Raw genomic sequence first — 14,273 nt, 5'->3', positions numbered from 1 at the left:
CTTCGGCGGGAGTCGGTTCGAGGGGTAGCACGCCTAACGGCGGCCGTCCGCAGGGATCGGTTCCGCTCCGGCCGGTCGTCGGCTGGGACCGTCCGGTCGGCCGGTACGGTTCCGGCCGGTCGGCGGGCCGGGTCCGGAAGGCTGCCGGGTGTGCCGTTCCCCGCGGTCGGCGAATCCTGAGGGCATGACACACGACGCATCGCCGACCGCACCGGCAGCCGCGTTACCCGAGCGGCAGCCGGTCCCCTCCGACGCTCCAACGACCGGACGCCTGATCGGTGTCGACCTGGCGCGCGGACTCGCCGTGCTCGGCATGTACTCCGCGCACGTCGGCCCCGACGTCACGGTCGGCGGACCCGTCGGCTTCCTGCTGGAGACCGCCCGAGGCCGCTCCTCCGCCCTGTTCGCCGTACTCGCCGGGTTCTCGCTGATCATCATCACCGGCCGCCCCCACCCCCGGACCGGCCGCGCCGGACGCCAGGCGACGGCGCGGGTCGCGATCCGCGCCGTGGTCCTCCTCGCCCTGGGCTACGCGCTGACCGCCCTGGACACCGAGGTCGAAGTGATCCTCAGCTGCTACGGCCTCCTCTTCCTGACCGTCCTCCCGCTGCACCGGCTGCGCGCCGCCACCCTCGCGCTCATCGCCGCCGTAGGGGCACTGGCCCTGCCCCAACTCCTCTACGCCGTACGGAAGTCCATCGAGGAAGGCGGGTGGGCGGACGCCGTGATCCAGGCGGACCCACTGGCCCGGATCAGCGGCACGGACGGCGTCGTAGAGCTGCTGTTCACCGGCGACTACCCGGCCCTGACCTGGGCGCCGTTCCTGATCGCGGGCATGGCGGTGGCCCGGCTCGACCTCACCCGGCCCGGGATCAGGACCCGGCTCGCCCTGACCGGCGGTGCGCTCGCCGTCCTCGGCTACGGAGGTTCGTGGCTGGCCCTGCACCTCGTCCCGCACGCGCTCACCACCATCGCCTCGGCCACGGACGGCGGTTCGGCGTCGTCGGCCTGGTGGTCCGACACGGTCGGCGAACCCCGGAACGGCACCCCGCTCACCTGGCTCCTGGTCGCCGCACCGCACAGCCAGACGACCTTCTCGATCCTCGGCAACACGGGCGTGGCCCTCGCGGTGCTGGCCGTCTGCCTCACCGTCGCCGACCGGATGCCCCGCCTCACCCGGTCGCTGACACCCGTCTCCGCGGTCGGCACGATGGCCCTGACCGTCTACGTCCTGCACATCGTCGCCCTCTGGCTCCTCACCGATGTCCGGTACGTGGCCGTCGTCGAGGACGAGACGATGGCCGGGCTGCCGGTACTGCTCGCCTTCATCGCGGCCGCCCTGCTGCTGGCCACCGTGTGGACCCGCCGCTTCAGGCGCGGGCCCCTGGAGTACGCGCTGCACGCGGCGACGCGGCCCGCGCGCCACGTCAGGTAGCTTCCACAAGGTGCGGATGGTCAGCGGCCTTCCTCACCGAGTGTGGCCGTGGCTCGCCCATCCCCTTCGTGGAGAAGGCACCATCCGCCGACGCCGACGCGCCGCTCAGGACACCGGCCACCCGGCGAGCACCACGATCACTCCCAGTACGCCCGCTCCCAGGAGCGCGCTGACGACGCCCCGGCGGGCGGCCGGCAACCACAGCGCGGCCGCGGCCAGGACCCCGTACTGCCAGGCGTGTTGCAGCGCCAGGGCGAGGGGGATCGCGGATCCGGCGATGGCACCGACGACCGCCGGTCCGGCGCCGGTGAAGAACGCCTGCACCCGGTCGTCGGCCCGCAGCCGGTCGAACCGGGGCCCGCCGACGATCACGAACAGGAACGACGGCGCGAAGGCCACCGCCGCCGCCAGCAGCCCGCCGCCCACCCCCGCGGCGGCATATCCGACCACGGCGACGGTCTGCACGACCGGCCCCGGCGTGATCTGTCCCAGCGCGACGGCGTTGAGGAACTGTCCGTCCGTCATCCAGTGGTAGTGGCCGACCGCGTCCGCCTGCATCAGCGGGATGATCACGAACCCGCCGCCGTACGACAGCGCACCGACCTTGAGGGCGACCCACGCCAGCGCCAACAGGCCCCCGCCCGCCACCGGGGCGGCGGCCAGCAACGGCCAGGAGCCCGCCCGCCGTTGCCTACGTCCCGACGCGCGCGCCCGCACCGCCACCTCGACGAGGCCGGCGCCGATCAGCACCAGGACCAGCCACGGCCCGGTCAGGGCGGCTGCCACCCCGCCGGCCAGGCCGTATCCGATCCACCGGGCGCGTGCCGCCCGCGCCTTCCCGGCCCGCTTCCAGCTCGCCGGCACCAGACTGACGGCCGCCTGCACAGCCACCGCCGCGACCGCCGCCCCGGAACCCGCCGCGGCGCCCCGCACCCACAGGGGCGGGTGCCCGGCCAGGAAAAGCGCGGCCAGGGCCAGGATCAGTGCCAGGCCCGGCACGATGAAACACACCCCGCCGACCAGCGCCCCGGCCGGGCCACGCAGCCGCCACGCGGTGAAGATCGCCAGCTGGGTCGAGGCCGGGCCGGGCAGCAGATTGGTGGCCGCGACGCCGTCCTCGAACTCGGCGGCGGGGATCCAGCGTCGCCGCTCCACGCACAACTGGCGCAGCAGCGCGATATGCGTCGGCGGCCCGCCGAACCCGATACAGCCGATGCGACCCCACTCCCGGGCGATCGTCCCCAGCCCCACCCGGGCCGCTCCGCCCCGGTCCTCACCCGTCGCCACCTCCACGTCGCTTTCCTCTCCCGCACGCCCGACCCGCACCGCGGCGCGACCCTACCGGGCCCGGGTGACGCGAAGTCGACGCCACCGGAACGCACGGACCGATCCATGAACCGGCTTGACGGAGGATCAACGGCAGTTGGGATCGGACCGGGCCTCGGGCACCGCAATGCACACAAGCCTGAGCCGTTCTCCAGGAAGGTTCTCCGTCCACATGGACCATGTAACCGCTGGCCAGACAGGGTTCCATCTCAACGAGGCGGGCCCTCGCGGGATTCACCCTTGGCATGTTTCGGGATCACGAACGAGGGCTGCCCAAAAAATATGAGAGAGATTTGAGCAAGGAGTCCGACGAGAAAAACAATCAGCCCTGCGGACGAAATTCCCGATGCGACCGGGTTCGCCGCAGCCGAACTCCCCGCGGGCGGCAGCCAGGCGCCTCCGAGGAAAAGGATCATCAACCCGCTCAAGCACACGGCGTGGAGCACGGAACCAGATTCGAGCCTTTGGCGCGCTTTCGGTCCGAGAATTCGTGAAAAAACCGTCGGCGACGGCCGCACCGCAGGGTCGTGCCAGTACTTGACTGCTCGCACCCAGGAACGGGCGGAAAGAGCGGCGAAAGCGGCGGCACCCGCGAGAACAGCCCAGGACGTCACAGCTGGAACCATTTTCCGATACTTGATCCGAGATGATGCCATTCGTCACTTTGCCGGTGGCGAACCCAGCAGCCAGACCCACAACCGCTCCGACCACTCCCCGACGACTGTATCTTCCGAGCCGACGGTCAGGGCGGCGCACCCAACGGCGCACCCAACAGATTTCCCTTGCCGCCCACCCTGCATGCATTTGCACCCAGGTGCGCCGATACGCCCTGCTGCGGCTGTCGCCCCTCCGCCAGGCTCCCGGAAAGCCCCCGGGACGGCTGTGAAATCCAGCGGCCTTCGTAAGACTTGAGGCGGATTTGAGGTCGGCGGCAAAGCGAGTCGATCTCGCCGGTAAAGCGATCACCAAGCTTATTGACCTTTCAAGTTTCGCCCGGCTAGCTTCCAGTCACGCCGCGAACGACCAGATCAGCGCGGTGCAAGGCGGGGGGCGCGTCAACGGCGATCAGCCATGTCCCCGCCGGGTTTCACAGCCGCACTTCGTGGGGCTTCATTTGACCCGCCGAGCGACCCGCAAAAGCGGGGTACGCCGGTGAAATCGGGGAATCGGGGAATCGGGGAATCGGGGAATTTCCTTCATGACCAGAATATCTGGCAGACGTCTGTCTCTGGCCACCGCCTTGAGCGTCGTCGCCGCATCGGCGGTGATCGGCCTGGGACTGTCGTCGCCGGCCAATGCCGTCTGCACACAGAGCACCAGCGACGCATCGGGCTGCGGCAGCACCAGCAGCCCGTCCCCCAGCACTTCGCCCTCGCCGTCGGACACCGACGTCAAACCCACGGACTCCGCGGCGCCGCCCTCCAGCGGGCCGACGATCACCGCGGCGCCCAGCCCGAGCACCCTGGCCCCCGTGTCCGGCGCCGCCACGGTCAAGGGCGTCTTCACCCTGGGCAACAGCTCACCGCTGGCCGGCGCCACGGTGACCCTGACCCCGGTGGACGAGGCGCTGCCGGCGGACGGCAGCACCATCACGCCGACGACCGTGGGCACGGCGACCACAGCCTCGGACGGCAGCTGGTCGTTCACCCTGCCCTCGACCCTCCCCAGCAGCCTGCAGACCTACGCCGACGACAACGGAGGCGTGCTCTCCCTGGAAGCGTCCTTCTACGGTCAGGCCCCGGACGGCACTGTGCTGACCGGTACCGACTACGTGGACGCGGGTGTGGCCACCGGTTCCGCGACCACGGAGGGCTCGGCCGCGGCCCGTGCCGAGGCGTCGGACACCGTGGCGATCCACCCCGACACGGACGAGACGCAGGTGACGCCGGCGGACTCGACCCTGGCCGACACCGCCGACGCCCCCTCCGACACGGCCATGAACACCTGGCAGTCGGTGGACGGCACGTCGGCCGCCACCTTCGATCCGAACGTGGCCGACGGCGTGGACTACAGCGCCGTGACGCCGAAGATCGGCGTGCCGGTCTGCGTGCCGAGCAAGCACGTGATCAAGCAGCACGACTACTACACCTCCGTCGGCGAGGCGCACGCGTACTACGACACCACCGCCGCCTTCGAGTACAACAACACCCTGTCCAGCACCTGGGGCGTGGCAACCAGCGTCGACGGCGAGCACTGGTCCATCACCGGAAAGGTCTCGCGCAAGAGCAGCACCGGCCACGCCGTGGGCTTCGCGAACCAGGGTCCGTACTGGGCCAAGCGATTCCAGATCCCGGTCGAATACCAGGATGTCGACCATCAGGTCGCCTGCCCCAACCACAAGGTCACGCACTCGTACTCCATCCTCCCGGTCAAGTACGACATTCCTGCCGGAGGCGCGGTGTCGAGGTACGGCGGCGATGTGAGCGGCAAGGACGGAGCGAGCGCGTACCGGAACTCCAATCCGTCCTACCGTGCGGTCCTCGGCAAGAAGCAGTACGTGACGATCACCTCCGGAACGTCCATCACCATCGGCTACGCCGCCAAGGTGTTCGGAGTGACGATCAGCCTCGACACCGAGTACGGCAACGCGCACTTCCAGAAGATCACCGCGGGGTCGGGCAGCTCGGAGCACGACATCTGGGGCGCCAAGGGCAAGATTTCGGGGAACCCCGGTGTCATCTACTCGTTCTAGCGGCCGGGGCCGCGCCCGGGCGCTCGCCGTGACAGCGCTGTTGGCCCTCGCGACAGGTTGCGCGGGCTCCACGGGCGGCGGGGTCACGGCGGGGACGGCGCTGCGGGCGGAGGGGCCGGGAACATCCGGTTCCCTCGGCTTCTCGGACGTGAAGGTCGGCGACGTCTACCGGATGGCCTTCCCCCTCACGAGAAACACGTCCAAGCAAACCGTCTCCGTCACGGGGGTCAAGCTCCTCAACATCCCGGCGGGTATCAAGGTCCTTGGCTACGCGGTCTACTCGGTGAAGGACACACCCGGCTACCGGCTGGGCTACCAGGAGACCGCCCACCCCACCGCCGGCGACGTGGACCTCGACAAGTACCCGAACTACGCCGGGCACCCGTACACCATCAAGCCGGGGGCGCTCAGCGACAAGTACGCGGTGGTACGGCTCAAGGTCACCGCGAAGGTGAAAGCACCCATCTCGGGCTGCGAGGCGGACTACACCCAGGCCGGTCAGACCCATCACCAGACCCTGGCCTGCAAGTTCGGGCTCGACATGGCCTGAACGCTTCCTCCCGCGCAACCCACCGGTGACGCCCTGCCCCGACCGCCGGGGCAGGGCGTCACCGCGCCCACCGACGGCCTGTTCGACCACAGCCACCCTGAACACTCAAGGCAGGACCGACAGTGGAGAACGGTGTGCCCATGGTGTACAGCCGTCGCACCGCTGGGTCAGTTTGTACTGGGCACGTGTCGGCTCGCAGAGGTGGAACACCCCGGCGGCAATGCGCCCCTCCCAGGGCCGCAACGCGCCTGGGGTGCGAAACAGGTGCCACAGAGCCGAGCTGTCGACCGGATACGTGATCACTCGAAGGCCTCGCGTCGCGCACGCTTCTCCGCGCCACGTAGTCCCGAAGGGCCGCGTTGACGGTCTCCTTCTTCGTCGTGGCGCCCATGAGCCGCGTGGCTCGGCCAGCGCCTCGTCGTCGAGACGGAAATGCGCTGGATGTCGGGGCGTTCCCATGGGCCGCTTCCGGCCACGGGGCGAGACGGCCCAGGCCTGCTCGACGGCGACACGACCCTCAACTCGCCCGAACCTCCAGCCAAGTTGCTGGTCAGATCGATTCTGCTCGCGTAGCGAGTGGTGGGGCGGGTGGGACTCGAACCCACGGCCGACGGATTATGAGTCCGCTGCTCTAACCGGCTGAGCTACCGCCCCATTACGGCGCGTCGCGCACATTTGTGCGCGCCGTCTGCCGCAGCATAGCCGCTCATACGATCTCCTGCTTCGGATGGTCGACTTCGCACGACCATGAGGACTGCGGCCTGCGCCGGGCGGTTCCGGGGGACATGAAAAAGGACCCCAACGGGGTCCTCGTCCACTCGCCAAGCACCTGCTCTCCCGACTGGACTCGAACCAGTAACCTGCCGGTTAACAGCCGGCTGCTCTGCCAATTGAGCTACGGAAGATCGAAGCTCCCCCGACTGGACTCGAACCAGTAACCTGCCGGTTAACAGCCGGCTGCTCTGCCAATTGAGCTACAGGGGAATGCCTCGTTGCATCGATCGTACCTACCCGGGTATTCGCCAGGGGGCGTGCGCTCGCTGCGACACATACATTAGCGCAAGCAGGGGGGTGCTCCGCCAATCGGTTCCCCCGGCACCGATGCCGCGCCGGAGACCCGCGAGGGACGGACCCGCGAGGGACTACGCAAGGGAAGGGTGGCCGTCATGCGCTACAAGCTCACGTTCGTCGTCGGACTGGCTCTGGGTTACGTGCTGGGCACGCGGGCCGGACGCGAGCGCTACGAGCAGTTGAAGAAGTCGGCACGCCAGGTCGCGCAGAACCCGGCCGTCCGCAACACCGCCGAGTCGGCGGCGCAGCAGGGCCGCCAGTTCGCGGGCAAGGCGTACCACGCGGTCGGCGAGAAGGTGGGCGATCGGGTCCCCGACTCGGTCGCCCAGCGCGTACGGTCCCTGCGTGAGCGCAACGCGAACGGCACGGGCGAGGACGACTGGGGCACCAGCAACACCTAGGGAGCCCCGACCCGGCACGGCCACCTCCCGCCGTACGGCAGAATTTCTGCCATGGGGATAGTCGCCGGGTTGGACAGTTCGCCCGATTTCACTCGCATCGTTGTCTGTGACACGGACACGGGGTCCGTGCTCAGGCAGGGATACGCGCCGCATCCGGTCGAAACCGAGACCGAGGGCGGCGGGCGGCCCTCCGATGTCGATCCACAGGCCTGGCTGTTGTCGCTGGGCGAGGCGGCCGGTGGGGGGCTGCTCGAAGGTGTGCAGGCCATCGGTGTGTCCGCGCAGCAGAACGCGCTGGTGCCGCTGGACGCGCAGGGCAACACCGTGCGGCCCGCGATGGTCGGCGGTGACAAGCGGGCGCAGGTGGCCGCCGCCGATCTGATCGACGCGCTCGGCGGGCGCGAGGCGTGGGCGCAGGCGGTGGGCTGTGTCCCGCAGGCCGCGCAGCCGGTGACCAAGCTGCGCTGGCTGAACCGGACCGAGCCCGACAACGCCCGCCGTACGGCAGCCCTGTTGCAGGCCCACGACTGGCTGGTGTGGCAGCTCCTCGGGCGGCCGGTCAGACGGACCACCGATCGGGGTGGAGCCTCCGGGACCGGGTACTGGTCCGCGGCCGGCGGCGGTTACCGGCCCGACCTCGTCGAGCTGGCCCTCGGTCACCAGGCCATGCTGCCCGAGGTGATCGGCCCGTCCGACGCGGCCGGTACGACTCCGGAGGGACTGCTGATCTCCGCCGGGACCGGCGAGACCATGGCCGCGGCCTTCGGGCTCGGGATCGGGTTCGGGGACGCGGTCGTGTCGCTCGGGGCTTCCGGGTCCGTGATGGCCGTCCATCACGAGGCGCTCGTCGATCAGAGCGGGATGATCACCTCGCTGGCCGACGCGACCGGGATGCATCTGCCGGTCGTCACCACGCTCAACGCCGTACGGACCCTGCGCGGGGCCGCCGAGCTGCTGGGACTGCCCGATCTGGAGAGTCTGTCCGAGCTGGCGATGAAGTCGACGCCGGGTGCGCACGGGCTGGTGTTCCTGCCGTATCTGGAGGGCGAGCGGACGCCGAATCTGCCGCACACCGCCGGGACGCTGGCGGGGCTGCGGCGGGAGTCGATGAAGGCGGAGCATCTGGCGCGGGCCGCGTTCGAGGGCATGCTGTGCGGGCTCGCGGACGCGCTGGACGTGCTGCGCGGGCGTGGGGTCGCCGTACGGCGGCTCTTCCTGCTGGGTCCGGCCGCCGAACTGCCCGCCGTACAGGCCGCGGCGCCCGCGCTGTTCGGGACCCAGGTCGTCGTACCGCAGCCCGCGGACTACGCGGCGATCGGTGCCGCCCGGCAGGCCGCGTGGGCGCTCGGGGTCTCGCAGGGGACGCTGGACCCGCGGACCCCGCCGCCCTGGCAGGGTCCGGTCGCGCAGGTGCTGGAGCCGGGTGACGAGCTGGCCGTAGGGCAGGCGGTGCGCCAGCAGTACGTGTCCGTACGGGAACAGACCCATCCGGGCGCGTTCCGCTCGTAGGAGGTCGCGCGTTCCGCTCTTAAGGGTTCATAAGGGCGCATGTGGCACTGCTCTTGGCTTAATCAGTTGAGGTAACGCGGGTGGAGTGTCGGACGATGGGGGCGAGGGGCAGACCCGCCCACCCCCCACCCGCCGACTCCGAGAGACCCAGCGTGCTCATACGACTTCTGCGGACCTATCTCAGGCCCTACCGGAAACCCATCGCCCTGCTGGTGCTGCTGCAGTTCCTGCAGACCTGCGCCACCCTCTACCTGCCCACCCTGAACGCGCACATCATCGACAACGGTGTCGTGAAGGGTGACACCGGTTACATCCTGTCGTTCGGTGCGCTGATGATCGGGATCTCGCTGGTCCAGGTCGTCTGCAACACCGGTGCCGTCTACTTCGGCGCGCGCACCGCCTCGGCGGTCGGCCGGGACATCCGGGGCGCCATCTTCGACCGGGTGCAGTCGTTCTCGGCCCGTGAGGTCGGGGAGTTCGGCGCGCCCTCGCTGATCACCCGTACGACCAATGACGTGCAGCAGGTCCAGATGCTGGCCCTGATGACGTTCACCCTGCTCGTGTCGGCGCCGATCATGTGCGTCGGCGGGATCATCCTGGCGCTCGGTCTGGACGTGCCGCTGTCCGCGGTGCTGATCGCGGTGGTGCCGACGCTGACGATCTGCGTGACGATCATCGTGCGGCGGCTGCGCCCGCTGTTCCGGGCCATGCAGGTGCGCCTGGACGCGGTGAACCGGGTGCTGCGCGAGCAGATCACCGGCAACCGGGTGATCCGCGCGTTCGTCCGGGACGAGTACGAGAAGGACCGGTTCCGGAAGGCCAACGGCGATCTCACCGAGATGCAGTTGAAGACCGGCAACCTGCTCGCGCTGATGTTCCCGGTGGTCATGACGACGGTGAACCTGTCATCGATCGCCGTCGTGTGGTTCGGCGCCCATCGGATCGACAGCGGCGGGATGCAGATCGGCGATCTGACCGCGTTCCTCGCCTACCTCATGCAGATCGTGATGTCCGTGATGATGGCCACCTTCATGTTCATGATGGTGCCGCGCGCGGAGGTCTGTGCCGAGCGCATCGAGGAGGTCCTCGACACCGAGAGCAGTGTCGTGCCGCCGGTGGCTCCCGTCTTCGAGCTGCGCCGGCACGGGCATCTGGAGGTCCGCGGGGTCGGCTTCTGTTACCCGGGCGCCGAGGAACCCGTACTGAAGTCCATCGATCTGGTGGCCCGCCCGGGCGAGACGACGGCCGTGATCGGCTCGACCGGCAGCGGAAAGTCCACCCTTCTGAGTCTGGTCCCGCGCCTGGTTGACACGACCGACGGCGAGGTCCTCGTCGACGGAGTCGACGTGTCGACCATCGACCCGGTGCTGCTCGCCAAGACGGTCGGCCTGGTCCCGCAGAAGCCGTATCTGTTCGCGGGGACGGTGGCGACCAACCTTCGCTACGGCAACCCGGACGCGACGGACGAGGAGTTGTGGCACGCGCTGGAGGTGGCGCAGGCCAAGGGCTTCGTCGAGGGGCTGGAAAACGGGCTCGACTCCCCCATCGCACAGGGCGGTACGAATGTCTCCGGCGGTCAGCGGCAGCGGCTCGCGATCGCGCGAACGCTCGTACAACGCCCGGAGATCTACCTCTTCGACGACTCCTTCTCCGCCCTCGACTACGCGACCGACGCGGCGCTGCGGGCGGCCCTCGCGCACGAGACCGCCGAGGCGACCGTGGTGATCGTGGCGCAGCGGGTGGCGACCATCAGGGACGCCGACCGGATCGTCGTACTCGACGAGGGGCGGGTCGTGGGGACGGGCCGGCATCACGAACTGATGGCGGACAACGAGACGTACCGAGAGATCGTGCTCTCCCAGTTGACGGAAGCGGAGGCTGCCTGATGGCCGGGCCCATGGGGCGGATGATGGCCGGGACGGGCCCCGACGCCCGTTCGATGGACTTCAAGGTGTCCGGCAAGCGGCTGATCGGTCAGTTCAAGCCGGAGCGGCTGACCATCGGCATCCTGCTGGTGTGCGTGGTGATCAGCGTCGGGCTGAACGTGGTGGGACCGAAGATCCTCGGCAACGCCACCGACCTGGTCTTCGCGGGCATCATCGGGCGGCAGATGCCGGCCGGGACGACCAAGGCGCAGGCCCTCCAGGCGATGCGCGACCGCGGCCAGGGCTCGATCGCGGACATGCTGCAGAGCACGGACTTCACACCGGGCAAGGGCATCGACTTCACCTCGGTGGGGCATGTGCTGCTGCTCGCGCTGGGCACGTTCCTGGTGGCCGGGCTGCTGATGGCGGTGGCGACCCGGATGGTCAACCGGGCGGTCAACCGGACCATGTTCCGGCTGCGCGAGAGCGTGCAGACGAAGATGTCGCGGCTCCCGCTGTCGTACTTCGACAAGCGGCAGCGCGGTGAGGTGCTCTCGCGCGCGACCAACGACATCGACAACATCGGGCAGACCCTCCAGCAGTCGATGGGCCAGCTCATCAACTCGGTGCTCACCATCATCGGCGTCCTCGCGATGATGTTCTGGGTGTCCTGGCTGCTGGCGCTGGTCGCGCTGGTGACCGTGCCGCTGTCGTTCCTCGTCGCCACCCGCATCGGCAAGCGCTCGCAGCCGCACTTCGTGCAGCAGTGGCGCTCGACGGGCAAGCTCAACGCGCACGTCGAGGAGATGTACACCGGGCACAACCTGGTGAAGGTGTTCGGACGGCAGGACGAGTCGGCGAAGCTGTTCGCCGAGCAGAACGACGCGCTCTACGAGGCGGGCTTCAAGGCGCAGTTCAACAGCGGGATCATGCAGCCGCTGATGATGTTCGTGTCGAACCTCAACTACGTGCTGGTCGCGGTCGTGGGCGGCCTGCGGGTCGCGTCCGGCGCGCTCTCCATCGGCGACGTGCAGGCCTTCGTCCAGTACTCGCGCCAGTTCTCGATGCCGCTCACCCAGGTCGCGTCGATGGCGAACCTGGTCCAGTCCGGCGTCGCCTCGGCCGAGCGGATCTTCGAACTCCTCGACGCCGAGGAGCAGTCGGCCGACCCGATCCCGAGCGAACGCCCCGAAGAACTGCGCGGGTTGGTCGCCCTGGAGCACGTCTCCTTCCGCTACGACCCCGACAAGCCGCTCATCGAGGACCTCTCGCTGACGGTGGAACCGGGCCACACGGTCGCGATCGTCGGCCCGACCGGCGCCGGCAAGACCACCCTAGTCAACCTCCTCATGCGGTTCTACGAGGTCTCCGGCGGCCGGATCACCCTCGACGGCGTCGACATCGCGCGGATGTCCCGCGACGAACTCCGCGCCACCATCGGCATGGTGCTCCAGGACACCTGGCTGTTCGGCGGCTCGATCGCCGACAACATCGCGTACGGCGCGTCCCGGGAGGTCACCCGGGGCGAGATCGAGGAGGCGGCGCGGGCGGCGCACGCCGACCGGTTCGTCCGTACGCTGCCCGACGGCTACGACACGGTCATCGACGACGAGGGCACCGGCGTCAGCGCCGGTGAGAAACAGCTCATCACCATCGCGCGGGCGTTCCTGTCCGACCCGACGATCCTCGTCCTCGACGAGGCGACGTCGTCCGTCGACACGCGTACCGAGGTCCTGATCCAGAAGGCGATGGCCAAACTCGCCCATGGGCGTACGTCGTTCGTGATCGCGCACCGGCTCTCCACGATCCGGGACGCGGACACGATCCTCGTCATGGAGAACGGCGCGATCGTCGAACAGGGCGCGCACGCGGACCTGTTGGCGGCGGACGGGGCGTATGCGCGGCTGTACAAGGCGCAGTTCGCGCAGGCGGTGGCCGAAGTGGACTAGCGGTTCGTTGTTCGGCTGCGGGTCCGGTGGGGGCTGGTCGCGCAGTTCCCCGCGCCCCTAAAAAACGCCGCTCACTCAGTGTTTTTAGGGGCGCGGGGAACTGCGCGGCCCGCCCCCACCGGACCCGCACCCGGCATCAGTCCAGATAACCCCTGAGCTGATCCGCAAAAGCGTGATCCCGCAGCTTGTTCAGGGTCTTCGACTCGATCTGCCTGATCCGCTCCCGGGTCACCCCGAAGATCCGCCCGATCTCCTCCAACGTGCGCGGACGTCCATCCGCCAGCCCATACCTGAGCTGTACGACCTTCCGCTCCCGCTCGCCGAGCGTCGACAGCACCGCTTCCAAGTGCTGCCGCAGCAGCAAGAACGCGGCGGACTCCACCGGACTCGTCGCGTCGCCGTCCTCGATCAGGTCGCCGAGGGCGACGTCGTCCTCCTCCCCCACCGGCGCGTGCAACGACACCGGCTCCTGGGCCAGCCGCAGGACCTCGCTGACGCGCTCCGGCGCGAGGTCGAGGTGGTCGGCCACCTCCTCCGGCGTCGGCTCGTAGCCGCGCTCCTGGAGCATCCGGCGCTGGACGCGGACGACCCGGTTGATCAACTCGACGACGTGCACCGGGACGCGGATCGTGCGGGCCTGGTCGGCGAGGGCGCGGGACATGGCCTGGCGGATCCACCAGGTGGCGTAGGTGGAGAACTTGTAGCCGCGGGCGTAGTCGAACTTCTCGACTGCCCTGATCAGGCCGAGGTTTCCCTCCTGGACGAGGTCGAGCATGGTCAGCCCGCGGCCGACGTACCTCTTCGCCACCGACACGACGAGCCTCAGATTCGCCTCGATCAGGCGGCGCTTGGCCATCCGGCCCATGACGACCAACTTGTCCAGATCGAGGGCGAGTTGGCTGTCCAGGTCGGGCGCGCTGCCGAGCCGCTCCTCGGCGAACAGGCCGGCCTCGACGCGGCGGGCGAGTTCGACCTCCTCGGCCGCGGTGAGGAGGGGGATGCGGCCGATCTCGCGCAGGTACTGGCGGAACAGGTCCGAGGAGGGGGCGCCGGTGTCGGCGACCCGGCTCCGGGTCCGTTCGACGGGCTCGGGGGCCTCGGGGGCCTCGGCGGTCTCCACCGCTTCGGCCGTCGGTTCTTCGAGCTCGGGCGGGCTCTCCGAGTCCGCGTTCTCCGGGTGGTGCGCGGCACGGCTCTGCGGGGGGACGGTCGCGAGGACATCGGTCTCCGCGTCCGGTTCCGCGCCGTCCGTCGTGCTGGTCTCGGTCTGGTCGAGGGTCTGGGTCTGCACGGGGGCGACCTCCAGGATGATCGCTGCCAGGGGGTACGGCAGCGGTACTTCAGGGGCGGAGTGGGCGGCCTCGCCGCAATCCGTCCCGTACTCGATGAGCGGAACCGCGGGGGTGAAGGACCCGCCGGGGACGGATCGGCCGCGCTCCGAGGACTCAGGCACCGGAACCCAGTGTGGAGTACGA

The 14,273-nt window shown here is 69.4% G+C and carries 11 protein-coding genes and 3 tRNA genes; 7 read left to right on the top strand and 7 right to left on the bottom strand.

Annotated features, from left to right (window positions below; all coding sequences use genetic code 11):
- Window positions 1–184 precede the first annotated feature (184 nt).
- The gene (locus ACIBJH_RS11225; RefSeq protein ID WP_399116581.1) at window positions 185–1,435 is read left to right on the top strand and encodes a DUF418 domain-containing protein; all 1,251 of its coding nucleotides are present in this window, start codon (window positions 185–187) and stop codon (window positions 1,433–1,435) included.
- Window positions 1,436–1,540: 105 nt separating this feature from the next.
- Here ACIBJH_RS11225 and chrA read toward each other — a convergent pair whose 3' ends face one another.
- Complete coding sequence (chrA, locus tag ACIBJH_RS11220; RefSeq protein ID WP_399116580.1) at window positions 1,541–2,728, bottom strand: chromate efflux transporter; 1,188 nt, start codon at window positions 2,726–2,728, stop codon at window positions 1,541–1,543.
- Window positions 2,729–3,871: 1,143 nt separating this feature from the next.
- A complete protein-coding gene (locus tag ACIBJH_RS11215) occupies window positions 3,872–4,255 on the bottom strand; it encodes a hypothetical protein (RefSeq protein WP_399116579.1) in 384 nt (127 codons plus the stop codon).
- On the opposite strand from ACIBJH_RS11215, the gene ACIBJH_RS11210 reads away from it, so the two are divergent.
- Both ACIBJH_RS11210 and ACIBJH_RS11205 read left to right on the top strand, forming a co-directional pair.
- On the top strand, window positions 4,233–5,453 hold the full coding sequence (locus tag ACIBJH_RS11210; RefSeq protein WP_399116578.1) for a hypothetical protein: 1,221 nt from the start codon (window positions 4,233–4,235) through the stop codon (window positions 5,451–5,453). The genes ACIBJH_RS11215 and ACIBJH_RS11210 overlap by 23 nt on opposite strands.
- A gap of 28 nt (window positions 5,454–5,481) precedes the next feature.
- Window positions 5,482–6,003 carry a hypothetical protein gene (locus ACIBJH_RS11205; protein WP_399116577.1) on the top strand — a complete coding sequence of 174 codons (522 nt, stop codon included), beginning with the start codon at window positions 5,482–5,484 and terminating at the stop codon, window positions 6,001–6,003.
- Between the two features lie 58 nt (window positions 6,004–6,061).
- On the opposite strand, the gene ACIBJH_RS11200 is transcribed toward ACIBJH_RS11205, so the two are convergent.
- From ACIBJH_RS11200 to ACIBJH_RS11185, 4 genes are all read right to left on the bottom strand, one after another.
- Window positions 6,062–6,394 carry a type II toxin-antitoxin system VapB family antitoxin gene (locus ACIBJH_RS11200; RefSeq protein WP_399116576.1) on the bottom strand — a complete coding sequence of 111 codons (333 nt, stop codon included), beginning with the start codon at window positions 6,392–6,394 and terminating at the stop codon, window positions 6,062–6,064.
- Between the two features lie 186 nt (window positions 6,395–6,580).
- Window positions 6,581–6,657, bottom strand: a tRNA-Ile gene (locus tag ACIBJH_RS11195).
- 178 nt (window positions 6,658–6,835) lie between these two features.
- A tRNA-Asn gene (locus ACIBJH_RS11190) sits at window positions 6,836–6,908 on the bottom strand.
- Between the two features lie 6 nt (window positions 6,909–6,914).
- Window positions 6,915–6,987: transfer RNA gene (locus tag ACIBJH_RS11185), tRNA-Asn, on the bottom strand.
- 182 nt (window positions 6,988–7,169) lie between these two features.
- On the opposite strand from ACIBJH_RS11185, the gene ACIBJH_RS11180 reads away from it, so the two are divergent.
- From ACIBJH_RS11180 to ACIBJH_RS11165, 4 genes are all read left to right on the top strand, one after another.
- Window positions 7,170–7,475: a YtxH domain-containing protein gene (locus ACIBJH_RS11180; RefSeq protein ID WP_200710043.1), complete on the top strand. Its 306-nt coding sequence runs from the start codon at window positions 7,170–7,172 to the stop codon at window positions 7,473–7,475.
- Window positions 7,476–7,526: 51 nt separating this feature from the next.
- Window positions 7,527–8,984, top strand: coding sequence for an FGGY-family carbohydrate kinase (locus ACIBJH_RS11175; protein WP_399116575.1), 1,458 nt, complete (start codon window positions 7,527–7,529; stop codon window positions 8,982–8,984).
- Window positions 8,985–9,136: 152 nt separating this feature from the next.
- Window positions 9,137–10,870, top strand: coding sequence for an ABC transporter ATP-binding protein (locus ACIBJH_RS11170; RefSeq protein ID WP_399116574.1), 1,734 nt, complete (start codon window positions 9,137–9,139; stop codon window positions 10,868–10,870).
- The gene (locus tag ACIBJH_RS11165; RefSeq protein ID WP_399116573.1) at window positions 10,870–12,798 is read left to right on the top strand and encodes an ABC transporter ATP-binding protein; all 1,929 of its coding nucleotides are present in this window, start codon (window positions 10,870–10,872) and stop codon (window positions 12,796–12,798) included. Before ACIBJH_RS11170 ends, ACIBJH_RS11165 begins: the two co-directional genes overlap by 1 nt.
- A gap of 136 nt (window positions 12,799–12,934) precedes the next feature.
- Here ACIBJH_RS11165 and ACIBJH_RS11160 read toward each other — a convergent pair whose 3' ends face one another.
- Complete coding sequence (locus ACIBJH_RS11160; protein ID WP_399116572.1) at window positions 12,935–14,251, bottom strand: RNA polymerase sigma factor; 1,317 nt, start codon at window positions 14,249–14,251, stop codon at window positions 12,935–12,937.
- Window positions 14,252–14,273: the final 22 nt, after the last annotated feature.

It is taken from the genome of Streptomyces sp. NPDC050548, from assembly GCF_044457385.1.
GTDB lineage: Bacteria > Actinomycetota > Actinomycetes > Streptomycetales > Streptomycetaceae > Streptomyces.
This window is presented reverse-complemented; position numbering and strand designations above follow the sequence as displayed.

Bases quoted from the DNA above. Each gene is read 5' to 3' on its own strand.
- ACIBJH_RS11180 (WP_200710043.1), top strand. From the start codon at position 7,170: ATGCGCTACAAGCTCACGTTCGTCGTCGGACTGGCTCTGGGTTACGTG.
- ACIBJH_RS11165 (WP_399116573.1), top strand. From the start codon at position 10,870: ATGGCCGGGCCCATGGGGCGGATGATGGCCGGGACGGGCCCCGACGCC.
- ACIBJH_RS11175 (WP_399116575.1), top strand. From the start codon at position 7,527: ATGGGGATAGTCGCCGGGTTGGACAGTTCGCCCGATTTCACTCGCATC.
- ACIBJH_RS11225 (WP_399116581.1), top strand. From the start codon at position 185: ATGACACACGACGCATCGCCGACCGCACCGGCAGCCGCGTTACCCGAG.
- ACIBJH_RS11200 (WP_399116576.1), bottom strand. From the start codon at position 6,394: ATGGGCGCCACGACGAAGAAGGAGACCGTCAACGCGGCCCTTCGGGAC.